Origin of the sequence: Aromatoleum evansii (assembly GCF_045689615.1) — a bacterium.
GTDB lineage: Bacteria > Pseudomonadota > Gammaproteobacteria > Burkholderiales > Rhodocyclaceae > Aromatoleum > Aromatoleum evansii.
The window spans coordinates 3,552,811-3,575,391 of sequence record NZ_CP141259.1 but is presented as its reverse complement, the minus strand read 5'-3'; the positions used below and the strand labels follow the sequence as shown (position 1 = coordinate 3,575,391).

At 66.9% G+C, this 22,581-nt stretch carries 22 protein-coding genes; 16 read left to right on the top strand and 6 right to left on the bottom strand.

The window, feature by feature from the left end; genetic code table 11:
* Nucleotides 1-367: 367 nt before the first annotated feature.
* The 7 genes from U5817_RS16740 to U5817_RS16710 all read left to right on the top strand — a co-directional run bounded on the left by U5817_RS16740 (nucleotide 368) and on the right by U5817_RS16710 (nucleotide 6,872).
* Entirely contained in the window at nucleotides 368-1,159 is a 792-nt protein-coding gene (locus U5817_RS16740) for an ABC transporter substrate-binding protein (RefSeq protein WP_407278128.1), read from the top strand.
* 237 nt (nucleotides 1,160-1,396) lie between these two features.
* Nucleotides 1,397-2,089: an ABC transporter permease gene (locus tag U5817_RS16735; protein WP_169128659.1), complete on the top strand. Its 693-nt coding sequence runs from the start codon at nucleotides 1,397-1,399 to the stop codon at nucleotides 2,087-2,089.
* Nucleotides 2,090-2,099: 10 nt separating this feature from the next.
* Complete coding sequence (locus U5817_RS16730) at nucleotides 2,100-2,834, top strand: ABC transporter permease (protein WP_407278127.1); 735 nt, start codon at nucleotides 2,100-2,102, stop codon at nucleotides 2,832-2,834.
* A gap of 113 nt (nucleotides 2,835-2,947) precedes the next feature.
* Nucleotides 2,948-3,730, top strand: coding sequence for an ABC transporter ATP-binding protein (locus tag U5817_RS16725; RefSeq protein WP_169128669.1), 783 nt, complete (start codon nucleotides 2,948-2,950; stop codon nucleotides 3,728-3,730).
* A 46-nt stretch (nucleotides 3,731-3,776) separates the two neighbouring features.
* Nucleotides 3,777-4,823, top strand: a complete 1,047-nt coding sequence (locus U5817_RS16720; protein ID WP_407278126.1) for a GlxA family transcriptional regulator — start codon at nucleotides 3,777-3,779, stop codon at nucleotides 4,821-4,823.
* Nucleotides 4,817-5,830 carry an arginine N-succinyltransferase gene (locus U5817_RS16715; protein ID WP_407278125.1) on the top strand — a complete coding sequence of 338 codons (1,014 nt, stop codon included), beginning with the start codon at nucleotides 4,817-4,819 and terminating at the stop codon, nucleotides 5,828-5,830. The genes U5817_RS16720 and U5817_RS16715 overlap by 7 nt, the downstream gene beginning before the upstream one ends.
* The gene (locus tag U5817_RS16710) at nucleotides 5,817-6,872 is read left to right on the top strand and encodes an arginine N-succinyltransferase (protein ID WP_407278124.1); all 1,056 of its coding nucleotides are present in this window, start codon (nucleotides 5,817-5,819) and stop codon (nucleotides 6,870-6,872) included. Before U5817_RS16715 ends, U5817_RS16710 begins: the two co-directional genes overlap by 14 nt.
* A gap of 140 nt (nucleotides 6,873-7,012) precedes the next feature.
* Here U5817_RS16710 and U5817_RS16705 read toward each other — a convergent pair whose 3' ends face one another.
* Together U5817_RS16705 and U5817_RS16700 are read right to left on the bottom strand one after the other, a co-directional pair.
* Nucleotides 7,013-7,408: a nucleotidyltransferase substrate binding protein gene (locus tag U5817_RS16705; protein ID WP_407278123.1), complete on the bottom strand. Its 396-nt coding sequence runs from the start codon at nucleotides 7,406-7,408 to the stop codon at nucleotides 7,013-7,015.
* Nucleotides 7,396-7,686 carry a nucleotidyltransferase family protein gene (locus tag U5817_RS16700; RefSeq protein ID WP_407278122.1) on the bottom strand — a complete coding sequence of 97 codons (291 nt, stop codon included), beginning with the start codon at nucleotides 7,684-7,686 and terminating at the stop codon, nucleotides 7,396-7,398. Before U5817_RS16700 ends, U5817_RS16705 begins: the two co-directional genes overlap by 13 nt.
* A gap of 157 nt (nucleotides 7,687-7,843) precedes the next feature.
* Between U5817_RS16700 and U5817_RS16695 the strand changes: the two genes are divergently transcribed.
* The 5 genes from U5817_RS16695 (at nucleotide 7,844) to U5817_RS16675 (ending at nucleotide 13,016) form a co-directional block, all read left to right on the top strand.
* Nucleotides 7,844-11,287, top strand: a complete 3,444-nt coding sequence (locus U5817_RS16695) for a class I SAM-dependent DNA methyltransferase (protein WP_407278121.1) — start codon at nucleotides 7,844-7,846, stop codon at nucleotides 11,285-11,287.
* 284 nt (nucleotides 11,288-11,571) lie between these two features.
* Nucleotides 11,572-11,844: a CopG family ribbon-helix-helix protein gene (locus U5817_RS16690; RefSeq protein ID WP_407278120.1), complete on the top strand. Its 273-nt coding sequence runs from the start codon at nucleotides 11,572-11,574 to the stop codon at nucleotides 11,842-11,844.
* A gap of 26 nt (nucleotides 11,845-11,870) precedes the next feature.
* Nucleotides 11,871-12,125, top strand: a complete 255-nt coding sequence (locus U5817_RS16685; RefSeq protein ID WP_407281090.1) for a type II toxin-antitoxin system RelE/ParE family toxin — start codon at nucleotides 11,871-11,873, stop codon at nucleotides 12,123-12,125.
* Between the two features lie 263 nt (nucleotides 12,126-12,388).
* A complete protein-coding gene (locus tag U5817_RS16680) occupies nucleotides 12,389-12,613 on the top strand; it encodes an AbrB/MazE/SpoVT family DNA-binding domain-containing protein (protein ID WP_324127304.1) in 225 nt (74 codons plus the stop codon).
* Nucleotides 12,614-12,626: 13 nt separating this feature from the next.
* Nucleotides 12,627-13,016, top strand: coding sequence for a type II toxin-antitoxin system death-on-curing family toxin (locus U5817_RS16675; protein ID WP_407278119.1), 390 nt, complete (start codon nucleotides 12,627-12,629; stop codon nucleotides 13,014-13,016).
* Nucleotides 13,017-13,050: 34 nt separating this feature from the next.
* Here the strand turns inward: U5817_RS16675 and U5817_RS16670 are convergent, their stop codons facing one another.
* From U5817_RS16670 to U5817_RS16655, 4 genes are all read right to left on the bottom strand, one after another.
* Nucleotides 13,051-13,341 (bottom strand): type II toxin-antitoxin system RelE family toxin, encoded by a 291-nt coding sequence (locus U5817_RS16670; protein ID WP_407278118.1) that lies wholly within the window; start codon nucleotides 13,339-13,341, stop codon nucleotides 13,051-13,053.
* On the bottom strand, nucleotides 13,331-13,576 hold the full coding sequence (locus tag U5817_RS16665; protein ID WP_169128685.1) for a type II toxin-antitoxin system Phd/YefM family antitoxin: 246 nt from the start codon (nucleotides 13,574-13,576) through the stop codon (nucleotides 13,331-13,333). Before U5817_RS16665 ends, U5817_RS16670 begins: the two co-directional genes overlap by 11 nt.
* 115 nt (nucleotides 13,577-13,691) lie before the next feature.
* The gene (locus U5817_RS16660) at nucleotides 13,692-16,976 is read right to left on the bottom strand and encodes an SNF2-related protein (protein ID WP_407278116.1); all 3,285 of its coding nucleotides are present in this window, start codon (nucleotides 16,974-16,976) and stop codon (nucleotides 13,692-13,694) included.
* A 141-nt stretch (nucleotides 16,977-17,117) separates the two neighbouring features.
* Nucleotides 17,118-17,549: an Lrp/AsnC family transcriptional regulator gene (locus U5817_RS16655; protein ID WP_169128690.1), complete on the bottom strand. Its 432-nt coding sequence runs from the start codon at nucleotides 17,547-17,549 to the stop codon at nucleotides 17,118-17,120.
* Between the two features lie 167 nt (nucleotides 17,550-17,716).
* Between U5817_RS16655 and U5817_RS16650 the strand changes: the two genes are divergently transcribed.
* Genes U5817_RS16650 through U5817_RS16635 form a run of 4 tightly spaced genes read left to right on the top strand, consistent with a single transcriptional unit; the run spans nucleotide 17,717 to nucleotide 22,568 of the window.
* Nucleotides 17,717-18,898: a KamA family radical SAM protein gene (locus U5817_RS16650; protein ID WP_407278114.1), complete on the top strand. Its 1,182-nt coding sequence runs from the start codon at nucleotides 17,717-17,719 to the stop codon at nucleotides 18,896-18,898.
* 10 nt (nucleotides 18,899-18,908) lie between these two features.
* Nucleotides 18,909-19,946 (top strand): zinc-binding dehydrogenase, encoded by a 1,038-nt coding sequence (locus U5817_RS16645; protein WP_407278113.1) that lies wholly within the window; start codon nucleotides 18,909-18,911, stop codon nucleotides 19,944-19,946.
* A 10-nt stretch (nucleotides 19,947-19,956) separates the two neighbouring features.
* Nucleotides 19,957-21,024, top strand: a complete 1,068-nt coding sequence (locus U5817_RS16640; RefSeq protein WP_407278112.1) for a hypothetical protein — start codon at nucleotides 19,957-19,959, stop codon at nucleotides 21,022-21,024.
* Nucleotides 21,021-22,568, top strand: coding sequence for a lysine 5,6-aminomutase subunit alpha (locus U5817_RS16635; RefSeq protein WP_407278111.1), 1,548 nt, complete (start codon nucleotides 21,021-21,023; stop codon nucleotides 22,566-22,568). Before U5817_RS16640 ends, U5817_RS16635 begins: the two co-directional genes overlap by 4 nt.
* The last annotated feature ends 13 nt before the right edge of the window (nucleotides 22,569-22,581 follow it).

The window sequence follows — 22,581 nt, the reverse complement described above, 5'->3', positions numbered from 1 at the left end:
GCGTACCTCCCTCATCTCGCCGTGAAACCCGCGAATTCAACGGCTTTTTCCGGGACAGTCGCGACCGTGGTGACAGTTTTGCGACATTTGCTATCAGCTTTGCCCCCTCCCGCGCGGACGCCGCGCCTGCGGATGTGCCGGATTGACAAGGTGAGAGCCTTGTAGCAATGAGGCTTTGCGCGGATTGGCGATTTCGCCGCGCAAACATACTGCGCTGCAAAAACGGTGGAGAGCCCTCATTGAGGTGCGGGGGATTTTTTGCCACCATGCGCAGCGTTTACTGTTGTTGATCCAATGTTGTCGTGGTCTTTCCTGCGCCCCGACCCCGGGCGCGAAGCCGCTGTGAAGAACTCATGAGGAATTCCGGATGAAAAAGACTGCACTGATCTTCGCCATGCTCGCCCTGACCGCGGGCGGCGCCTTCGCAAAGGACTGGAAGGAGATCCGCCTGGCGTCCGAGGGCGCCTACCCCCCGTTCAACATCACCGCCGCCGACGGTTCGCTGCAGGGCTTCGACGTCGATATCGGCAACGCGCTGTGCGCCGAGATGAAGGCCAAGTGCACGTGGGTGAAGCAGGAATGGGACGGCATGATCCCCGCGCTGGTCGCGCGCAAGTTCGACGCGATCATCGCGTCGATGTCGATCACCGAGGAGCGCAAGGCCAAGGTCGACTTCACCGACAAGTACTACGCCTCGCCGCTGGCGCTGATCGCCAAGAGCGGCTCGCCGCTGCGTCCCGACACCGCCTCGCTGAAGGGCAAGAAGGTCGGCGTGCAGCGCGGCACCGTGTCGGACAACTTCGCCACCAAGTACTGGGAAGGCAAGGGTCCGGAGCTGGTCCGTTACGCCAAGCAGGATGAAGCCTACCTCGACCTGAAGTCGGGCCGTCTGGATGCGGCGTTCGCCGACTACCTCGAAGCCTACGGCGGCTTCCTCACCAAGCCCGAGGGCCAGGGCTACGACGTCGCCGGCGATCGCCTGTTCGGCAAGAACGCCGAAGAGAAGGGCGTGATCGGCGAGGGCATCGGCATCGCCGTGCGCAAGAAGGACAAGGAGCTGACCGCGCAGCTCAACAAGGCGCTCGCCGCCATCCGCGCCAACGGCAAGTACGAGGAGATCCGCAAGAAGTACTTCCCGATGGACATCTACGGCAACTGATCGCCGCCAGGAAAGAAGCGCCGGATTGCACCCGCAAGCGGCGCTTTTTCTTTTCCCGTTTTCCCGGAGTCAGGGCGAGCCCTTGAAGAAATCGTTGCGAGCATGGTCGAGTGCAAGGCCTCAGTTGGCAAATGACCGAGCGAACGACGAGACATATCAGATAGATAGGCGAGGAGTGAGAGAGTGAGCAACGCAGCAATCGACCAGCGCAGTAGATTTATTCAAGGGCTCTGAGCGATGGATGCCCTGATCGAATACTCCCCCAGCCTGCTCGGCGGCGCGTGGGTCACCCTCAAGGTGGCGCTGCTGTCGCTGGTGCTGGCGGTCGCCAGCGGCCTGCTGGGGGCCGCGTGCAAGCTGTCGAACCTGCTGCCGCTGCGCCTGTGGACCATGCTCTACACCACGATCGTGCGCGGCGTGCCCGATCTCGTGATGATGCTGCTGGTGTTCTACGGCGGCCAGCTGCTGCTCAACGAGGTCATCGATTACTTCGAGTGGGAGTTCATCGAGATCAACCCCTTCGTCGCCGGCGTGCTGACGATCGGCTTCATCTTCGGCGCCTACTTCACCGAAACCTTCCGCGGCGCCTTCCTCTCCGTGTCCGCGGGCCAGCTCGAGGCCGGGCGCGCCTACGGCATGACCGGCTGGCAGGTGTTCCGCCGGATCATGTTTCCGCAAATGTTGCGCTTTGCGCTGCCCGGCATCGGCAACAACTGGCTCGTGTTGCTGAAGAGCACCGCCATCGTCTCGATGATCGGCCTCTCCGACATGACCTCGCTCGCCGACCAGGCGGGCCGCTCGACGCACCAGCCCTTCACCTTCTACCTCGCCGTGTGCGCGCTCTACCTCGCGATGACGGCGGTGTCGGGCTACGTCCTCAACCGGATGACCACGCGCTACAACGTGGGCGTGCGCGAAGCCAACGTCTGACGGAGCCATCATGGAACTGTTCGATTTCCAGGTCATCACCACCAGCCTGCCGGAGTTCTGGCGCGGCCTGCTGATGACGCTGCAGCTCACCGGCATCGCGCTGCTGGCCGGCTTCGCCGGTGCCGTGCCGCTGGCCGTGGCGCGCGTGTCGAAGAACCGCTGGGTGAGCGGCCCGGTCGCGGCCTACACCTACTTCTTCCGCGGCACGCCGATGCTCGTGCAACTGCTGCTGATCTACTACGGCGCCGGCCAGTGGCAGTGGATGCAGGACGCCTGGCAGGCGGGCCATCCCTTCTGGCTGCTGTTCCGCGAACCCTTCTTCTGCGCGCTGCTCGCCTTCGGCCTCAACACCTGCGCCTACACCATCGAGATCATCGCCGGCGCGATGCGCAACACGCCCCACGGCGAGATCGAGGCCGCCAAGGCGATGGGCATGAGCCGGTACAAGGCGCTGCAGCGCATCGTGCTGCCGTCGTCGCTGCGCCGCATGCTGCCCTCGTACAGCAACGAGGTGATCCTGATGCTGCAGGGCTCGGCGATTGCCAGCGCGGTGACGCTGGTCGACATCACCGGCGCCGCGCGCAACGTGTACTCGCGCCATTTCGCACCCTTCGAGGCCTTCGTCTTCGCCGGCCTCGTCTACCTCGTGCTCACCTTCGTGCTGGTCGGGCTGTTCAAGTACGCCGAGGGCCGTTGGCTCGCGCATCTCGCGCCGCGCAAGGCCGGAAAGAAACTGGAGGCATAATGATGAATAACACCGCGACTCTCGGACGGATCAGCGTCGATGATACGCACAACTCCCGTGCCAGGCAGGACGTGCTCAGAAGCGCTGGGCCCGCCGTCACGCAAGGAAACGCAATGAACCAGACCGCTACCGTCGAACAGGTCCGCGTCGAAGACTTGCACAAGTCCTACGGCGACAACGAGGTGCTGAAGGGCGTGTCGCTGTCCGCGAACTCGGGCGACGTCATCAGCATCATCGGTTCCTCGGGCTCGGGCAAGAGCACCTGGCTGCGCTGCATCAACTTCCTCGAGAACCCCACCTCCGGCCGCATCGTCGTCGGCGGCAAGGAAGTGGGCCTGACACGCAACCGCAAGGGCGACCTCGTCGTCGCCGACCCGAAGCAGTTGCAGCAGATCCGCACGCGGCTGTCGATGGTGTTCCAGCACTTCAACCTGTGGAGCCACATGACGGTGCTGGAGAACGTCATCGAGGCGCCCATCCACGTGCTGGGCATCCCCAAGGCCGAGGTGATGGAGCGCGCCGAGCGCTACCTCGAGCGCGTGGGCGTGTGGAATCTCCGCAATGCCTATCCGGCCCACATGTCCGGTGGCCAGCAGCAGCGCGTCGCGATCGCGCGTGCGCTGGCGATGGAACCCTCGGTGCTGCTGTTCGACGAGCCGACCTCGGCGCTCGACCCGGAGCTCGTCGGCGAAGTGCTGAAGGTCATGCGCTCGCTCGCCGAGGAGGGGCGGACCATGCTCGTCGTCACGCACGAGATGGGCTTCGCGCGCGAAGTCTCCAATCACGTGATCTTCGTCCATCGCGGCCGCGTGGAGGAGGAGGGCAATCCGAAGGAAGTGCTGGTGCGCCCGCAGAGCGAGCGACTGCAGCAGTTCCTGTCGGGCAGCCTGAAGTAATCGCGCGTTCGCGTCGGCGGACGAGCGCAGCCAAGGGGCGGCCACGATGCGCTGGGACCGACCCGTCGACGCGGAGCGCGGTGCACCGCCGCTCGATGTCGCCGTGCTGCTGCTACCGCCGGTGTCGCTCGGCACCCTGGGCGCCATCGTCGACCCCTTCGTCGAGGCCAACCGGGTGGGCGGGCAGCGCTATTACGCCGTGCATCTCGTCTCGGCCGACGGCGCCCCGGTCGCACTGCCGGGCGGCGGACGCCTGTCGGTAGGCGGGGCTCTCTCGTCGCTGGTGCGTTGCGATGCCCTCGTCGTGGCCTCGGACCTGCACCAGCCCGGCGCCAACGCGGCGGACATCGTCTCGCAACTGAAGCGCATCGCGCGCGTCGGCGCCGCCTTCTGCGGCAACCGCGGCGGCGCCGGCTGGCTCGCCGCGGCGGGCCTGCTGGAAAACCGCCGTGTCGCCGTGCACTGGGAGGACATGACGCTCTACCGCGAGCGCCATCCCGAGCTGGTGCTGTGCGCGACCCTGTACGAGATCGACGCCGACCGCCTCACTGCCTCGAGCAGCCAGGCGACGCTCGACATGATGCTGTACGTCATCGCGCAGCAGCTCTCGCCGCGGCTCGCCGACGACGTCGCACGCCAACTCGGGCTGGACCGCATCCGCCCCGGCCACGAGAAACAGGCCGTGCCGGCGACGAGCCGCATCTCGCAGCATCCCCCGAAGCTCACCGAGGCGCTCCTGGTCATGGAAGCCAACCTCGAGGAGCCGCTCGGCTCGGACGAGATCGCCGAATGCGTGGGCATCTCGCGCCGCCAGCTTGAGCGCCTGTTCAAGCAGAACCTCGACATCCTGCCGTCGCGCTACTACCAGGAACTGCGGCTCGAGCGCGCGCGCCAGCTCATCGTGCGCACGCAGCAGTCCATCGTGCAGATCGGCCTGTCCTGCGGTTTCTCGTCCGGCTCGCACTTCGCGACCGCCTACCGCGCCCATTTCGGCATCACGCCGCGCGAGGACCGCTCGCGCGCCACGCTCACCGGCAGCCAGGCAACGGAAACCCGCGCCGCCGGCACGCCCCCCACGGAGCCCTCATGCTGACGATCCGCCCCGCCCGGCTTTCCGACCTGGAAGCCCTGGCCGAGACCGCGGCGCGCGCCGGCGCACCCGACGTCTCGCTGCCGAACGACCCCAGGCTGCTCGAACGCCTGATCGCGCTGAGCGAGGACTCGTTCGCGGCCGACATCGACTTCCCCGGCGAGGAGCAGTACCTGCTCGTCGCCACCGACGACGGTGCGCTCGTCGGTGCGATGCTGGTCGCCGCCGCCGCGGGCTATCCCGGCGCCGACTACTCCTTCCGCAACGAGACCATCATCCATGCCTCGCCCGAGCTGGGCGTGAATCACCGCATGTATGCGCTGACGCTCAGCCACGAGCTCTCCGGCTTCACGCTGCTGCGCCCGCCGCTGGTGGCCCATGATGGCCGCCGCGCCCGTGTCGAGCGCGCGCTCGTGCAGGCCGCGCTGGCCTTCATTGCGGCGCACCCCGGGCGCTTTGCCGAAGACCTGATCGCGCCGCTGCCCGGCATGGTCGACGACGAGGGCGAATCGCCGTTCTGGTCCGCCGTCGGCAGCAAGTTCTTCGGCGTCTCCTACCGCGAGGCCGAGCGGCTGGCGCTGGGCAAGGACCGCAGCTTCATGGCCGAGCTGATGCCGCACCATCCCATCTACGTGCCGCTGCTCCCCGAGGGCGCGCAGAACGTGCTCGGCCAGACCCGCGCCGGCTACATGCCGACCTACGGCCTGCTGATCGACGAGGGCTTCGAGGCCGAACGCTACGTGGATGTGTTCGACGGCGGGCCGACCTTCTGCGTCAAGCGCGGGCTGGCGCGCTCGATCCGCGTCGCGCAGCAGCTTCCGCTGGTGGTGGATGGCGCCATCGGGCGCAGCGAACCCGAATGCCTGCTTGCGAACGGGGAAGCGAGCCGCTTCCGCGCCGTGCTCGCGCCCGCGCTGCGGCGCCCCGACGGCCGCCTCGCGACGACCGCGGATGCGGCGAGCCGGCTCGAACTGATCGACGACGACGAGGTGTGCTGTGTCCCGGCATGAACAGGCTTCCCTTCCCGCTTCCGCCGGACGCTTCATCGTGCGCGTCGCGCGTGCGGACGACGCCGCGGCCTTCCATGCGCTCGTGATCGAGGCGGACGGCGCGCTCGAGCGCCATGCCGAATCGCCCGAGGCCAGCCGCGCGACGCTGGAGCGGGTGGAGCGCAGCCTGGCCGGCAAGGCGAGCGACGCAGAGCGCGGCTACATGCTGCTGCTGGAAGATTGCGCGAGCGGCGAAGTCGCCGGCTGCGTGCAGCTCGTGTGCAGCATCGGCCTCGACCAGCCGTTCTACGACTACCGCCTGGGCAAGATCGTCCATTCCAGCTCGCGCCTGCAGTCCTGGCGCTGCCACGACGTCCTGTACCTGTGCAACGACCTCACCGGCTGCAGCGAACTGCACAGCCTGTACGTGCGCCGCGACGCGCGCGGCATGGGCGGCGCGGCGCTGCTGACCAAGGCGGCGCAGCTTTTCATCGCCGGCCGGCTCGCCGAATTCGCCCCGCGCACCATCATCGAGATGCACGGCGTGCGCGGTCCCGACGACACCTCGCCGTTCTGGGAAGCGGTCGGGCGGCACTTCTTCAAGGTCGACCAGCGCGGCGCCGAGCGCCTCGTCGCGCAGGGTCGCAAGGCCTTCATCGCCGAGCTGATGCCCAAGCATCCGGTCTACCTGAGCCTGCTGCCCGAATCGGCGCAGGCCACCGTCGGCGGCATTCACCCGGTCGTCGCCGGACTCGTGCCGCTGCTGGAGCAGGACGGCTTCCACTTCGAGAACCATGTGGACATCTTCGATGCGGGCATGGTGCTGGAGGCGCACACGCGCACGCTCAACGGTGTCGCCAGCAGCCGCATCCTAGCCGCAGAGGAGGGCGATCCCGGCGCCGCCGCGCACGCGTGGTGGCTCGCGGCCGGCAACGGTGGGGATTTCCGCATGTGTCTGGGTAGCGGCGTCGCGGATGCGGACCGCCTGCTGCTGTCGCCCGACACCTTGCACCGCCTCGGCGTGGGCGCGCACGCGGACGTCATCGCGCTGAGCGCGGGCTGAGGGCGCAGGAACGTAGGGCGGGAGGAGCGCAGCGCATCCCGCCACAACGGCCTTGGAGTTGCTTCCCGCGTTCGATTGGCGGGATCCGCTTTCAGCTCCTCCCGCCCTACGAGTCCGTGCCTTCACACACAAATGATCGTCTATGCGCTCGAGTTGGCGAGTGCTTGCAGCCAGCGCCGCAACAGCCCTGCGTGGAGCGGTAGGCGGCTGAAAATCGCGATCGCCAGTTCCTCGTTGTAGGTGTGCGAGGTGAGATTGCGGTCGTCGATCATGTCCATTGCGGCGCGGGCGTCGTCTTCGGTCATGAGTCCATTCTGCGCACAGGCGCGGACAACCGGCTTCGGGCTGGCGAGTTCGGTTCCGTAGCGCTCGGACAACACGCCGCGGGCCGCTTTCCAGCACGCCTCGACGGTGTATTCGAAGCGCTGGATCGCCGCGTCGCGTTCGATCAGGCTCGGCGACGCGATGCCGGCGAGCTGCTCCAGCGAAGCCAGGGCACGCGCCGCCTGTTCCAGCCGGTGTGTCAATCGGTCCATGCGACTCCCTCATTCTTGATCGCGTCGCGCAAGGTCTTGCCGGCCTGCGACAGATCGATCAGATCGACGTCCAGAAGGATGCTGGATTCGACGAGACGTTCGCGCAGTTCGGCGAGCGTGCCGGCGGGAAGCTCGGTCAGCGGCTCCACCGCGATGTCGATGTCCGACCAGCGCCGCGCATCGCCGCGCGCGCGCGATCCGAAGAGCCACAGGCGTGCGTGATCGGCGGGCAGGAGGCTCCGAATGATGTCATGCGCGGTCTGGATATCGCGATCCATGGCCATTCAATGAGGCTCGCGTCAGCAGTGAATGAGTTGATCTTACGACAGCAGCGCGCCTCGATCAAAACACACGCGAAGCGCATCATCCCCTGGTCATGCCCGCGCCGCCCCGAGCGGTTAGAATCGACCGTTTCGCCGATCCGGACGCCTCCTCGTGACCACACCCGCAGTCGACCTCTTCATCCAGCGCTGGCACGGCAGCGGCGGGAGCGAGCGCGCGAATTACCAGCTCTTCCTCACCGAGCTGTGCGCGCTGCTCGACCTGCCGCAGCCCGAGCCGGCCGGCGACGACACGCGCGACAACGCCTACGTGTTCGAGCGCCGCGTCGTCATGCGCCAGGCCGACGGTGGCGCCAACAACGGCTTCATCGACCTCTACCGGCGCGGCAGCTTCGTGCTGGAAGCCAAGCAGACCGGCAAGACGCTGGACTCCTCCGGCTGGGACAAGGCCATGCTGCGCGCCCACAACCAGGCCGACCAGTACGCCCGCGCGCTGCCCGCCGACGAGGGCCGCCCGCCCTTCATCCTCGTCACGGACGTCGGCCGCAACATCGAGCTGTACGCCGAATTCAGCCGCTCCGGCGCCACCTACACGCCCTTCCCCGATCCACGCAGCCACCGCATCCGCCTCGAAGACCTGCGCCGCGAAGACATCCGCGAGCGCCTGCGCGCCGTCTGGCTCGATCCGCAGAGCCTCGACCCGGCGCGGCGCTCGGCGCGCGTCACGCGCGAGATCGCCGACCGCCTCGCCACGCTGGCCAAGTCGCTCGAAGCGGCCGGCCATGCGCCGCAGAAGGTCGCCGGCTTCCTCATGCGCGCGCTGTTCACGATGTTCGCCGAAGACGTCGGCCTGCTGCCCGTGCGTAGCTTCACCGACCTGCTGCATAGCCTGAAGGATTCGCCGCTCACCTTCGCGCCGATGCTCGAACACCTGTGGCAGAACATGAACGTCGGCGGCTTCTCGCCCATCCTGCGCGGCAAGGTGTTGCGCTTCAACGGCGGCCTGTTCAGCGACGCCACCGCGATCCCGCTCGACCGCGACCAGCTCGAACTGCTGCTGAAGGCATCGCAGGCCGACTGGCGCTACGTCGAACCGGCCATCTTCGGCACCCTGCTCGAACGCGCGCTCGACTCGCGCGAACGCCACAAGCTCGGCGCCCACTACACCCCGCGCGCCTACGTCGAACGCCTGGTGCTGCCCACCGTCATCGAGCCCTTGCGCGCCGAGTGGCGCGAAGTGCAGACCGCCGCGCTCGCCTTCGAGCAGCAGGGCAAGCACAAGGACGCCGTCGCCGAGATTCGCGCCTTCCACCGCCACCTGTGCGCCGTGCGCGTGCTCGACCCCGCCTGCGGCAGCGGCAACTTCCTGTACGTGACGCTGGAGCACATGAAGCGCCTCGAAGGCGAAGTGCTCAACCTGCTGCACGACCTCGGCGAATCGCAGGGCCTGCTCGAACTCGAAGGCGTCACCGTCGACCCGCACCAGTTCCTCGGCCTGGAGATCAACCCGCGCGCCGCCAAGATCGCCGAGATGGTGCTGTGGATCGGCTACCTGCAATGGCACTTCCGCACACACGGCAGCGTGAACCCGCCCGAGCCGGTGCTGCGCGACTTCCGCAACATCGAGCACCGCGACGCGCTGATCGCCTACGAGCGCGAGGAGTTCGTCACCGACGAGGCCGGCCGCCCGGTCACGCGCTGGGACGGCGTCACGTACAAGGCGAGCCCGATCACCGGCGAACCGATCCCGGACGAGACGGCGCAGACGGTGCAGGTGAGATACGTGAATCCGAGGAAGGCGGAATGGCCGCTGGCGGATTACATCGTGGGGAATCCGCCATTCATCGGCGAAAAGCGTATGCGCGATGCGCTAGGAAGTGGCTATGTGGACGCTGTTCGCGACGCCTATCCAGAGCTGCCTGCTTGTGATTTCGTCATGTACTGGTGGCACATCGCAGCCGAATCGGTAACGCGCCGCGGGGCAAAACGGTTCGGCTTCATCACGACAAACAGCATAACGCAAACGAAAAACCGTCAGATTCTTGAGCCGCACCTCGCGAACGACGTGGGGCTGGTTGTCGCGATTCCCGACCATCCTTGGGTCGATGCAAGTGACGGGGCTGCGGTCCGTATTGCGATGACAGTCGCCGCTGCCGGGCAACCAGAAGGCCGGATTTTGCGGGTGATCGAGGAGACCGAGTCTGGCGACGACGCACACGAAGTGCGCTTCGGACAGGCAAGTGGAGTTATCCACGCAAATCTTCGGGTTGGCGCCGCAGTAAATAGAGCCCAATCGCTGCGGAGCAACTGCGGACTGGTGTTTCAGGGCGTCAAGCTTGTGGGAAACGGATTCTTGGTTACACCCGAGAAACGCGAGAAGTGGCTTGCTGAGAATGCCGATTGGGCGACTTATTTGCCGCAATTGATCGCCGGCACAGATCTTACCAAGGGCCGCGAACCCCGCTTTTGCATAGATTTTTTCAGCCTCTCAGCGCAGGAAGCATCTCTCCGTTTTCCCCCCGGCTATCAGCAGGTGCTGACCGACGTGAAGCCGCTCCGCGATCAAAGCAATGACCGCTTCTTTCGGGAGAACTGGTGGGTCTTCGGTCGTGCGCGGGGTGACATGCGCGCAGCGCAGGTGGGTCTTGAGTGCTCGATTATTACCAGCGAGGTGTCGAAGCATCGATTTTTTGCGTTCCTGACGACGCGGAATACGTTGGTAGACGGGTCGATGGCCGCAGTGACAAGCTCCGATCCGCTGATTCTTGGAACGTTGAGCAGTCGCATTCATGTCTGTTGGTCGTTGTCGCAAGGCGGCCGCATGGGACTGGGAAATGACGCTCGCTGGCAGAACGGGTCCTGCTTCGAAACCTTCCCCTTCCCCGACGCTACCCCCGAGCAGCAAACCCGCATCCGCGAGCTCGCCGAACAGCTCGACGCCCACCGCAAGCGCCAGCAGGCGCAGCACCCGGACCTCACGCTCACCGGCATGTACAACGTGCTCGAAAAGCTGCGCAGTGGCGAGGCGCTATCCGCCAAGGACAAGCTCATCCACGAACAAGGCCTGGTGTCGGTGCTGCGCGAGCTGCACGACGCGCTCGACACCGCGGTGTTCGACGCCTACGGCTGGAGCGACCTCGCCGCCAGCCTCGTCGGCCGCCCCGGCGCGACGACCCCGCTGCCCGACAAGCCCGAGGCGCAAGCGGAAGCCGAGGAAGAACTGCTGCGCCGTCTCGTCGAGCTCAACGCCCAACGCGCCGCCGAGGAAGCGCGCGGGCTGGTGCGCTGGCTGCGTCCGGACTACCAGAACCCCGGCGCCGCGACCGCGCCGCAGCAGGTCGAAGCCGAGCTCGGCACAACGGACGAAGCGGAAGCCGCGCCCGCCGCAGCACCCGCCAGCAAGCTCGCGTGGCCGAAGAACATGCGCGAACAGGTCGCCGCCGTGCGCGCCGCGCTCGCCCGCCAAAGCCTGCCGCCGGAGGCGGTCGCCAGCCAGTTCAAACGCTCCCCGAAAGCCGCCGTGCTGTCGGTGATCGAGGCGCTGGAAGAGCTGGGCATGGTGCAACGCGAGGGCGAGGCGTACCGGCTGCAGGGGTGAGGCCCGCGAGCCGTGGTCGCTGTCGTAGGGCGGGAGGAGCCGAAGGCGGATCCCGCCATGTGGCGTTGGAATGCCTTCGGCCGGTGGATCGGCGGGATACGCTGCGCTCCTCCCGCCCTACGAAGGTCCGTGCAATTGCCTTGGGAGCGACATCGGTTCACGGATGCGTGTCTGACTGTGTAATCAATAACCCGGCAGGCAATGAGTCTCTTGTGAGCGTTTGACGGACAGGGCCGAAAAGGCTACGTTATCACTTGGTATTACCTAGTGATAAGGGGCCCGGTATGGCAACGTCCCTGAAGATCGACGACACGCTGAAAAGTCGCGTCCAGCACCTCGCCAGTCAGCGCCGCCGCTCGGCCCACTGGATCATGCTCGAAGCCATCCGGCAATACGTCGAGCGCGAGGAAGCCCGCGAGAGCTTCAAGCAGGAAGCCTTGGCATCCTGGGCGGCCTATCAGGAAACCGGCCGGCACCTGACCGGCCAGGAAGTGCGCACCTGGTTGAACACCTGGGGCACCGAAGACGAGAAGGCCGTGCCTGAGTGCCACAAGTAATCGTCACCGAAGGCGCAGCGGAAGGCTTGGAACGATGCCGGCGGTTTCTGGCCGCCAAGGATCCGGAAGCCGCCAGACGGGCCGGCCAGGCCATCGAGCGCCAAGTCCTGTTGCTGGAAACGGCTCCCGACCTTGGCCGGCCGTTCCCTGACATTCCGGAGTTGCGCGAATTGGTGATTGCCTTCGGGGACTCCGGCTATGTGGCGCTGTACCGCCATGAACCGGCCGACGGTGCGGTGTATGTCCTGGCCTTCCGGCGCCAAAAAGAGGCGGGCTACTGACGAGCATGGACGAATTTCGCCGACTGGCCGCGAGGATGGATCAGCAGCTGTCGCAGGGCGGATGAGCCGAAGGCTTAGCGCTGCCCCACGGCAACCCCGGTCATGTAGGTGACATCCTCGTCGACACGATAGACAAGCCGGTAACCGGCGTTTCTCAGCTTGATCTTGTAACAGTGCCCCATGCCCGAGAGTGTGCAGAGAAGGCACGCACCGGTTCATCGTCTATTATTACAGGTGTTATAACTCGTCGCGGGGATGCGGCCATGCACGCGCTGAAACTCACCCAGATCGGCAATTCCGTCGGACTCGTCCTGCCAAAGGAGATTCTTGCGCGCCTGAAGCTGGAAAAGGGCGACACGGTTTTCGTCACGGAAAGCCCCGACGGCTACACGATCACCCCCTACGATCCCACGCTCGCCGAGCAGCTCGACGCAGGCCGCGAGTTCATGCGGGAGTTCCGCGACACCTTCCACGAGCTGGCGAAGTGAACGTGGGTCCGCGATGACGCGCTGGCGCTGGATCGACAAGCGGGCGCTGGTCCTGCTGCACGACGAAAGTCTCGCCGAGCATGGTGGCGCGTCGGGGATGCGTGACGAGGGTTTGCTCGACTCCGCACTGGCGCGGCCGCTCAATCTCGTCGCATATGGTGAGCCTGACTGCGCCGCGTTGGCCGCATCCTACGGGGTCGGCGTGGCGAAAAACCCCCCCTTTGTCGATGGCAACAAGCGGGCGGCGTTTCTCTGCGTCGGTCTGTTCCTGCATCTGAACGGCTACCGCTTGCGTGCGACCCAGGCCGAGGCGACGGCGGCGATGCTCGCAGTCGCCGCGGGCGAGCTGGACGAGGCCGCGTTCGCCGAGTGGTTGCGGCGCCACGCGGTCGTCCGCAGCTGACTCAGGCCTTCGCGGGCGGCAGCCGGCGTAGAAACTATTCTTCGAGCCGCCCCTGCGCTTGCGTATAGACGTAGTTTCGGTCGCGTCTCCCGACGGCGATGACCGTCACGAAGACGATGTCGTCGTCGACACGGTAGACCAGCCGGTATCCGACGCTTCTCAGCTTGATCTTGAAACAGTCGGGCATGCCCGCGAGTGCCGCCGAGGGAACGCGGGGGTTGGCCAGCCGCTCTTCCAGCTTCTTCTTGAACTGTGCGCGCAGGCTGCCGTCGAGCTTTTTCCACTCCTGCAGCGCAAGTTCGTGAAAGCGCAGCCTATAGGTCATCGAGACCGACCTCGACGAACGGGCCGTCGGCGCGCTCGCGCACCGTCCGGGCGTCTTCGAGGTCTTCGAGGTACGCCATCAGCCGCTCGTAGTGGGCGGCCGAGAGCAGGTAGGCTTCGGGCCGGTTGTGGTTCAGCACCGCCACGGGACAGTCGTCGGCCTCCCGGAGAATGCCCGCGAAGTTGCGTTTGAGCTCGGTCACGCTCACCGTCATGCTGGCGATGATCTTGTCCATCGGGCACCTCGTTGAAAAAAGACATCAAATTTGATGGCAAATATAGCATGCCGATGCGTGGACGAAGGCACGTTCGCCGAGTAGTTGCGGCGCCACGCGGCCGTCCGCAGCTAACTCAGGCCGTCGCGGCCGGCAGCGGTGCGAGCAGGGCGGCGATGTCGTCCGCGCCGAACTTGGCGAGCGCGTCGGCGTCTTCCGACAGCACGCCGGCGGCGAGCGCGGCCTTGCGGTCCTGCAGCGCGAGGATGCGTTCTTCGATGCTGCCGGCGCAGATCAGCTTGAACACGAACACCGGCTTGTCCTGGCCGATGCGGTGGGCGCGGTCGGTGGCCTGGTTTTCGGCGGCGGGGTTCCACCACGGGTCGTAGTGGATCACGGTGTCGGCCGCGGTCAGGTTGAGGCCGACGCCGCCCGCCTTCAGGCTGATGAGGAACACGGAGGCGCGCCCCCGCTGGAAATCCTCGACCGGCGTGCGGCGGTCGCGCGTGTCGCCGGTGAGTCCGACCCAGCTGATCCTGGCGCGGTCGAGTTCGGCGGCGATCAGCGCGAGCATCTGCGTGAATTGCGAGAACACGAGGATGCGGCGGCCCTCGGCGACCAGCTCGGGGAGCATGTCCATCAGGTGGTCGAGCTTGGCGCGCTCCTTGACCCTGGCCGCGGCAGCCGTGCTCTTCAGCAGGCGCGGGTCGCAGCACACCTGGCGCAGTTTCAGCAGTGCGTCGAGGATCACGATCTGGCTGCGCGCGAAGCCCTTCGCGGCGATCTCGTGGCGGATCTTGTCGTCCATCGCCGCGCGCACGGTCTCGTACAGGTCGCGCTGCCCGCCTTCCAGGCCGACGCTGCGCACGATCACGGTCTTGGGTGGCAGCTCCTTCGCGACGTCTTCCTTGCGCCGGCGCAGCATGAAGGGCTTGATGCGGGCGGCGAGGAGGTCGCGCCGCTGGGTGTCGCCGCGCTTTTCGACCGGCGTGCGCCACAGGCGGGTGAAGTCCTTGCTGGTGCCGAGGAAGCCGGGCAGCAGGAAGTCGAATTGCGCCCACAGCTCGCCGAGGTGGTTTTCCAGCGGCGTGCCGGTCAGGCCGAGGCGATGGCGGGCGCGCAGCTGGCGGATGACCTGGGCGCCCTTGCTCGCGGCGTTCTTCACCGTCTGCGCCTCGTCGAGGATCAGCAGGCTCCATTCGTGCGCCTGCAGCGCGTCGGCGTCGCGCCACAGCAAGGGGTAGGTGGTGAGCGCGACGTCGATGCCGTCGAGCTGCTCGAAACGCCTGTGGCGGTCGGGGCCGTGCAGGTTCAGCACGCGCAGGCCGGGCGTGAAGCGTGCCGCTTCGGCCTGCCAGTTGAACACCAGCGAGGTCGGCAGGATCACCAGGGCGGGCCGGTCGAGTCGCCCGGCGTGTTTTTCCGTGAGGAGGTGGGCGAGCGCCTGCGCGGTCTTGCCGAGCCCCATGTCGTCGGCGAGGATGCCGGCCAGATTGTGACGCACGAGGTGTTGCAGCCACGCGAGCCCTTCGAGCTGGTAGGGGCGCAGCACGGCGTTGAAATCCGCTGGCGCAGCGACGGCTTCGATGCCGCGGGCGTCGCGCAGGCGGCGGGCGAGCTCGGCGAGGGCGTCGCGACCGCGCCCGGGCAGGTCGAGGTCGGCCAGCCGCGCGGCGTCCAGACGCGACACGCGCAGCGTGCCTTCGGGGCGGTCGAACAGGTCCACCAATGCACCGACGAGCGGTTTGAGGCGCCCGGCCGCGATGCGCAGCCGGCCGAGGTCGTCGTGGTGCAGGATGATCGCCTCCTCGTCGGCGATGCGATGGAGGCCGCCGCCCAGCCAGCGCCCGTCGCGCCCGAAGAGTTCGGCCAGCAGCGGCGCGAGGGCGAGCGTGCGGCCGTCGACCTCGATGCCGGGCGAGATGTCGAGCCAACCGCCATCGGCTTCATCCACGTCGAGCGTCACGTCGGTGATGTCGATGGCGTGGTGGCGGAAATCGGGCGGCAGTTCGATCGCCCAGCCTTCGGCGCGCAGGGCAGGGATTTCGTTTGCCGTGAACGGGCCCCAGGCGTCCTCGCTGGCGAGGCCGAAGGCATGTTCGGGGAGGGCGCCGTAGGCGCTGGAGACGCTGCGCAGGCCCACCTTGCCCAGCCCGGCCTGACCGAGGCGCCGGAGGGCGGCCGATTCCGCCTTGGTGTCGCGCTGCAGGCGGGCGCTGCGGCCGTCGGGCAGGGTGTGGAACATCGGCGCGTTGCCGGGCGGGATCGTCAGCGGGCCGTAGCGGAACGCGAGCGTCGCGTAGTCGAACAGCGTCGCGCCATAGCGCGGGTAGTTGCGGAAGTGGATGTCGTAGGTGGAGAGCGTGTCGATGCGCAGCACCGGCACGGGCGGGCCGGACAGTTCCAGTGGCGGTTCGCCGAGCGTGCTCGGCAATGGCAGGGCAGGGGCGAGTTCGGCCAGCGTCGCGCTGATCATCTCGGCTTCGACCGGCGTCAGCGGCGGCAGCCACAGCAGGCGCACGACATGTTCGGCGGGGGCGTCGAGGGTGACGGGGCCGATCTCGTTCGCCTTGCGGTCCACGTACCAGGGCGGCAGCAGCGGCAGCACGACCTCCGCCGGAGGCGTCAGGCGCAGTCCCGGCGCGCGTCGCCCGTCCGCAGTGCTGTGCCACTCCGGCGACCCGGCGCGTGCTTCGCCCAATCTCAGCGGGGTTGTGCCAAGGTCATTGAAATGCGTGCGTCCGCAGCGCGCGAGGCGTGCCATCAACTGTTCGGCGTTGCGGCCATCGAGCGGCAGCGCGTCCTGGAAGAAGCGCCCGCGCGGCCGCTGGCTCCAGAGCAGGCCCAGGATCTCCAGGTCCGCGTCATTGACGAAGGACGGCGGCGTGTCGAGCGCCCGCTCGATGTTCTGCCAGCTCTCGGTCTGTCGAACCGAACCGTCGCGGCCGAGCCTCGCCTTGAAGCAGGTGACGGCGTACTGCTGGTAGCCGTTGTGGAAACGGATCAGATAGAGGAGCGCGTGCTGCGCGGTCGGCGCGGGCTTGCGCGTCGTCGGCGGCTGCTGCGCCGTGATGCCGCGGAACGCCTCGATCCAGGCGAGGATCTGTTCGCGCGGGCGTGACGGATCGCTGCTGCGGACCGTGAGCCAGCGGAGCAGGGTGGCGGCGACGTGCTTGCAGTCGATGGCGACGGGGCAGGAGCAGTATGAGACGGGTCGCGCGGAACGGGAATGCGAGGCGCCCATGAATTGCACCACCACCTGGTAGGGCCGCGACCGTGTGCCCTGGACGCGGGCGCGCAGGGTTTCGCCATCGCGGGCGAGGTCGGATACCGCGCCCAGATAGGCGCGCCCCTTGGCGACCTCGTGGGGCCCGAGCCAGCGTGTGATGTCGGTTTCGGTGCAGGTGTCGAGGATGCTCATTGGGTCGGAGGCGAGGAGCAGGGGAGCGGGGCGCTTGCGTGACGCCGGTGTGTCAGTCGGGGCGGGAGTCGCGGCGCCGCCGTAGAACGAAGGATGGGCGGCTCACCGCCCTCGGCTCGGCTTACGTGCAAGTCGCACGGATCAGCCCGGCCGGTCGAGCTTCGTCGATAGCAGGATCGTCGAGAAGGTATCCACCACGCCCCGGATCGCGCGCACGCGGTCGATCACCGCGTCCAGCTCGTGCGTGGTCTCGGTTTCCAGCATGCCGCACAGGTCGTAGCGGCCGCTGACCGAGTACAGCTTGGTGATCTCGTGGCGCTTCCTCAGCGCGCGCACGACGTCCGGCTCGTTCTTCGATTCGATCGAGATCAGCACCATCGCCTGGATCGAACGCGTCGACTGCGGCTTCGTCACGCTGACCGTGTAGCCGCTGATCGTTCCCGAATCTTCCAGCGCCTTCAGGCGCAACTGCACCGTGCTGCGCGCACAGCCGAGCGCCTGGGCGATCTTCACGACCGGCAGGCGGGCATTCACTTTGAGCAGCTCGATGAGCTGGCGGTCGAGGTCGTCCATGGGTTTTGCAGGGTAAAAATCAGATTGTCCGAACGTCGGTCATTTTGACCGATTCACGGGCATATTCAAAGTCACTTTGCCTGTTCAGACCGGCGCGGCCCATCCCTAAACTCGTCTTCGTCAGGCCCCCGCGGCCATTCATAACGACGAACAAGAGGGACAGGAAAATGCTGCAGAAAGTCGTGATCTCGCCACGCCAGCTGCTGACGCGCGCCGAACTGGAAGCCTACGATCCGGCTTCCGAACCCTGGCAGAAGCAGTTCGCCCGCCGCTATACCCACCACTCCGAGCTGAAGGACGTCCTGAACAATATGGAGGACGTGAACGGGACCGTGTACGAGAAGTTCGCGGTGTCGATCACGCCCTACATGGCGCAGCTGATGGACCCGAACGACCCGAACTGCCCGATCCGTCTGCAGTACCTGCCGTCGCGCCACGAGGAGCAGAAACCCGGCTTCCACACCCTGCTCGACGAACTGGGCGAGGAGGGCGACACCGTTCCGGGCACCAGCGTCGTGCATCGATACCCGCGTCGCGTGCTGTTCCTCGTGTCGAACACCTGCTCGACGCTGTGCCGCTTCTGCACCCGCAAGCGCATGGTGTCGCAGCCGAGCGGTTCCGTGCACAAGGACGAGATCGAGCGCTCGATCGACTACATCGCGAGCAACAAGGGCATCGACGACGTGCTGCTGTCGGGCGGCGATCCGCTGACCTTCGACGACGAGCGCCTCGACTACATCCTTGGCGCCATCCGCGAACGGGCGCCGCACGTGCGCTTCCTGCGCATCGGCTCGCGCATGGTCGTGCAGCTGCCGACCCGCGTGACGCCCGAGCTGTGCGCGATCCTCGAGAAGCATCGCGTGCAGATGGTGAACATCCACATCAACCATCCGAAGGAGATCACGCCGCTGTTGCGCGAGCGGGTCAAGCTGATCCAGAAGGCCGGCATCATGATGGGGCTGCAGACGGTGTGCCTGAAGGGCGTGAATGACGACGTCGCGGTGCTGCGCGAGCTCTTCATGCAGGCGATCGAGATGGGCGTGCGGCCGTACTACGTCTATTCGACCGACATGGTCGAGGGCGCGCACCACTTCATCGTGCCCTACCACCGCATGCTCGAGCTGTACGAAGGCATCCGCGGCTGGATCAGCGGGCCGGCGGTGCCGACCTTCGTGGTCGATGGACTGGGCGGGCTCGGCAAGCTGCCGATCATCCCGACCTATGTGACCGAGGAGATCCGCCGCGACGGCCAGGGCACGACGATCAAGTGCCGCAACTACAAGGGCGACACCGTCGAGATGCCGGGCCTGGGCCTGGATTTCCGCGTCCCGTCGCAGAGTCGCGCGTAAGGGGGCCGGGATGAAGCACGGTTCCCCCTATGGCACGCATCGCGTCGTCGAGCCGCAAGGCGTGCTGCCGCAAGGCGCGTGGAAGATCGACAACACGATGGCGCTGTGCGACAACGAGATCCTGATCGACGTGTCGGCGCTCAACATCGACGCCGCGAGCTTCACGCAGATCAAGACCGAGGCCGAGGGCGACCTCGGCCGCATCGCGGCCATCGTGCGCGACATCGTCGGCCAGCGCGGCAAGATGCACAACCCGGTGACGGGCTCGGGCGGCATGCTGATCGGGCGCGTCGCGGCGATCGGTCCGAAGCTGGCGGGCAAGATCGACCTGAAGGTCGGCGACAAGCTCGCGACGCTGGTGTCGCTGTCACTGACGCCGCTGCGCATCGACGCGGTCCGCGCCGTGCACGCCGACAAGGACCAGATCGAGATCGACGGCCAAGCGATCCTGTTCGAGACTGGCCTGTATGCGAAGCTGCCCGACGACATCCCGGAGAAGGTCGCGCTCGCGATCCTCGACGTCGCCGGTGCGCCGGCGCAGACCGCGCGGCTGGTGCGTCCCGGCGACACGGTCGTGGTCGTCGGCGGGGGCGGCAAGTCCGGCACGCTGTGCACCTACGAGGCCAAGAAGCGCGCCGGTCCCGCGGGCTGCGTGATCGGCGTATCGCCCTTTGAAAAGGACTGCCGGCGCATGAGCGAGCTCGGCTGGGTCGATCACGCGCTGCGGGCGGATGCGACCGATGCGGTGGCGATGATGGAGGCCGTGTCCGAACTCACCGGCGGGCGCATGGCGGACGTCGTGATCAACTGTGTGAACATCCCGAACACCGAGATGGGCAGCATCCTGTCGACGCGCGACGGCGGCAAGATCTACTTCTTCTCGATGGCGACGAGCTTCACCGCCGCCGCGCTCGGCGCCGAAGGCGTGGGCAAGGACGTCGAGATGATCGTCGGCAACGGCTACGCGAAGGATCACGCGGTGTTCGCGCTGGAACTGCTGCGCGAATCGCCCACGCTGCGCCGCCTCTTCGAGACGCTGTATGTCTGAGGCGCTGGCCATGACCGGGAGCGCGCTGTGGCGCGAGATCCGTGCGGCCGGCATGACGACGCTGGCGGTGATGGGGATGACCAAGAACACCGGCAAGACGGTGTGCCTGAACCATCTCCTCGCGCATGCGCACGCCCAGGGCACGACGGTCGGCATCACGTCGATCGGCCGCGACGGCGAGGACCGCGACCAGGTGTTCTCGATCCCGAAGCCGCCGGTGCTCGTGTGGCCCGGCAGCCTCGTCGCCACCGCGCGCGACACGCTGTTGCGCGCGAAGGTGCGCTGGAAGCAGATCGGCGCGACCGGCATCGAGAGCCCGATGGGCGAGATCCTGATCGTGCGCGCGCTCGACCATGGCGAGATGGAAATCGCCGGCGCGTCGCGCAGCTCCGACCAGCAGAAGGTCATCGCGATCCTGAAGGGCTGCGGCTGCGCGCTCGTGCTGCTGGACGGTGCGCTGGGGCGCAGCCATCACGCATCGCCCGCGATCGCCGACGGTGTCGTGCTCGCGACCGGCGCGGCGATCGGCGGCGGCATTGCCGACGTGATCCGCAAGACGCGCGACCGGCTCGCGATCCTCGGCATCCCGGCCGCGGACGAGGTGCTGACCGCGCGTTGCATGGGCGTGTTCGCGCACGGCGGCATCGGCGTGTGGAACCGCGCCGGAGACTGCGTGTTCGACGCGCGCATCCCGACGCTCAATGCCGCATCGACGCTGCTGGGCCTAGACGAACCCGCGATCCAGACGGTTGCCGTCAGCGGCGCCGTCGGCCGCGCGCTGTGGCACGCGCTCAACACGCTGCTCGCGAAGCATCCGGCGCTCGCGGTCGTCGTTGCCGACGGCACCAAGCTCTTCATCGACGCGACCGACGTCGCGAGCTTCACGGCGAAGGGCGGGCGGCTTGCGGCTTTCAGGCGCATCCGCATCGCCGGCATCACCCTCAATCCGTTTTCGCCGCTCGGCGGCAGCTTCGACGCCGGGGACTTCCTCGACGCAGCACGCCGGGCCTTCCCCGATCACGTCGTCAGCGACGTGATGCGCGAGGAACACACCATGCAGGAAGGAGTTTTCGAATGAGTCAGCTCAATCTGGACCAAGGCCAGATCGACCGCGCGCGCGAATCTGCGCGCCGTATCGCGCACCGCGTGTTCGACGACATGAGCCAGTACACGACGACCACCGTCGAGCGCGCGACGCTGCGCCTGATGGGCGTCGATGGCGTGGACGACAATCAGATCCCGCTACCGAACCGTCTCGTCGCGCATCTGCAGGAGCAGAAGCTCTTGGCGCACGGCGCTGCGAGCGTTGTCGCGGGTGCGATGGCAGAACATGCACTGACCGCCCAGCAGGTCGCCGAAGCGGTCGCTGCCGGCAAACTCGTGCTCGCCCGTCCGAAGCACGACAAGGCCGCGCGCCAGTCCGCCGAAGCCATCGCCGCGAAGATGTGCGAACACATCGCCGCCCAGCGCGCCGTGCGCTCACAGCAGATCGACAAGGTCGGCGAGGCGCGCACGCCCTGGCTCTACCTCATCGTCGCGACCGGCAACATCTTTGAAGACATCGTCCAGGCGCGCGCCGCCGCGGAGCAGGGCGCCGACATCGTCGCGGTGATCCGCTCGACCGGCCAGAGCCTGCTCGACTACGTGCCCTACGGCGCGACGACCGAGGGTTTCGGCGGCACCTACGCGACGCAGGAGAACTTCCGCCTGATGCGCGCGGCGCTCGACGAGGTCGGCGCCAAGATCGGCCGCTACATCCGCCTGACGAACTACTGCTCGGGCCTGTGCATGCCCGAGATCGCGGCGATGGGCGCGATGGAGCGTCTCGACATGATGCTCAACGACTCGATGTACGGAATCATCTTTCGCGACATAAACATGAAGCGCACCTTCATCGACCAGTTCTTCTCGCGCATGGTCAACGCCTACGCCGGCATCATCATCAACACCGGCGAGGATAACTACCTGACGACCGCCGACGCGTTCGATGCCGCGCACACGGTGCTTGCGTCGCAGCTCATCAACGAGCAGTTCGCGTATATCTCGGGCCTCAAGCCCGACCAGATGGGCCTCGGCCACGCCTTCGAGATCAACCCCGACCTCGAGAACGGCTTCCTGTGGGAAGTTGCGCATGCGCAGCTCGTGCGCCAGGTCTTCCCCGAGGCCTGCCTGAAGTACATGCCGCCCACCAAGCACATGACCGGCAACATCTTCCGCGGCCACATCCAGGACGCGCTGTTCAACGTCGTCAGCACGCTCACGGGGCAGAACATCCACCTGCTCGGGATGATGACCGAGGCGATCCACACCCCCTTCATCCAGGACCGCTTCCTCGCGATCCAGAACGCGAAGTACGTGTTCGGCACCATGCGCGACCTGCACGACGAAGTCGAGTTCAAGGCTGGCGGGCGGATCGAGAGCCGCGCCCAGCAGGTGCTCGCCGAGACCGTCGGGATACTGGCCGACATCGAGAAGATCGGCCTGCCGGCGGCGATCGGCCGCGGCACCTTCGCCGACATCTCGCGCACGATGGAGGGCGGCAAGGGCCTCGACGGCGTGATCGCGAAGTCGCCCGACTACTACAACCCCTTCCCGGACCTGATGCTGGCGGGAGCGAACTGAGATGAGCGCCGAC

Bases quoted from the DNA above. Each gene is read 5' to 3' on its own strand.
- U5817_RS16675 (WP_407278119.1), top strand. From the start codon at position 12,627: ATGACGCGCTGGCGCTGGATCGACAAGCGGGCGCTGGTCCTGCTGCAC.
- U5817_RS16670 (WP_407278118.1), bottom strand. From the start codon at position 13,341: ATGACCTATAGGCTGCGCTTTCACGAACTTGCGCTGCAGGAGTGGAAA.
- U5817_RS16665 (WP_169128685.1), bottom strand. From the start codon at position 13,576: ATGGACAAGATCATCGCCAGCATGACGGTGAGCGTGACCGAGCTCAAA.
- U5817_RS16740 (WP_407278128.1), top strand. From the start codon at position 368: ATGAAAAAGACTGCACTGATCTTCGCCATGCTCGCCCTGACCGCGGGC.
- U5817_RS16725 (WP_169128669.1), top strand. From the start codon at position 2,948: ATGAACCAGACCGCTACCGTCGAACAGGTCCGCGTCGAAGACTTGCAC.
- U5817_RS16720 (WP_407278126.1), top strand. From the start codon at position 3,777: ATGCGCTGGGACCGACCCGTCGACGCGGAGCGCGGTGCACCGCCGCTC.
- U5817_RS16650 (WP_407278114.1), top strand. From the start codon at position 17,717: ATGCTGCAGAAAGTCGTGATCTCGCCACGCCAGCTGCTGACGCGCGCC.
- U5817_RS16700 (WP_407278122.1), bottom strand. From the start codon at position 7,686: ATGGATCGCGATATCCAGACCGCGCATGACATCATTCGGAGCCTCCTG.
- U5817_RS16635 (WP_407278111.1), top strand. From the start codon at position 21,021: ATGAGTCAGCTCAATCTGGACCAAGGCCAGATCGACCGCGCGCGCGAA.
- U5817_RS16730 (WP_407278127.1), top strand. From the start codon at position 2,100: ATGGAACTGTTCGATTTCCAGGTCATCACCACCAGCCTGCCGGAGTTC.
- U5817_RS16660 (WP_407278116.1), bottom strand. From the start codon at position 16,976: ATGAGCATCCTCGACACCTGCACCGAAACCGACATCACACGCTGGCTC.
- U5817_RS16645 (WP_407278113.1), top strand. From the start codon at position 18,909: ATGAAGCACGGTTCCCCCTATGGCACGCATCGCGTCGTCGAGCCGCAA.
- U5817_RS16640 (WP_407278112.1), top strand. From the start codon at position 19,957: ATGACCGGGAGCGCGCTGTGGCGCGAGATCCGTGCGGCCGGCATGACG.
- U5817_RS16655 (WP_169128690.1), bottom strand. From the start codon at position 17,549: ATGGACGACCTCGACCGCCAGCTCATCGAGCTGCTCAAAGTGAATGCC.
- U5817_RS16680 (WP_324127304.1), top strand. From the start codon at position 12,389: ATGCACGCGCTGAAACTCACCCAGATCGGCAATTCCGTCGGACTCGTC.
- U5817_RS16690 (WP_407278120.1), top strand. From the start codon at position 11,572: ATGGCAACGTCCCTGAAGATCGACGACACGCTGAAAAGTCGCGTCCAG.
- U5817_RS16705 (WP_407278123.1), bottom strand. From the start codon at position 7,408: ATGGACCGATTGACACACCGGCTGGAACAGGCGGCGCGTGCCCTGGCT.
- U5817_RS16735 (WP_169128659.1), top strand. From the start codon at position 1,397: ATGGATGCCCTGATCGAATACTCCCCCAGCCTGCTCGGCGGCGCGTGG.
- U5817_RS16715 (WP_407278125.1), top strand. From the start codon at position 4,817: ATGCTGACGATCCGCCCCGCCCGGCTTTCCGACCTGGAAGCCCTGGCC.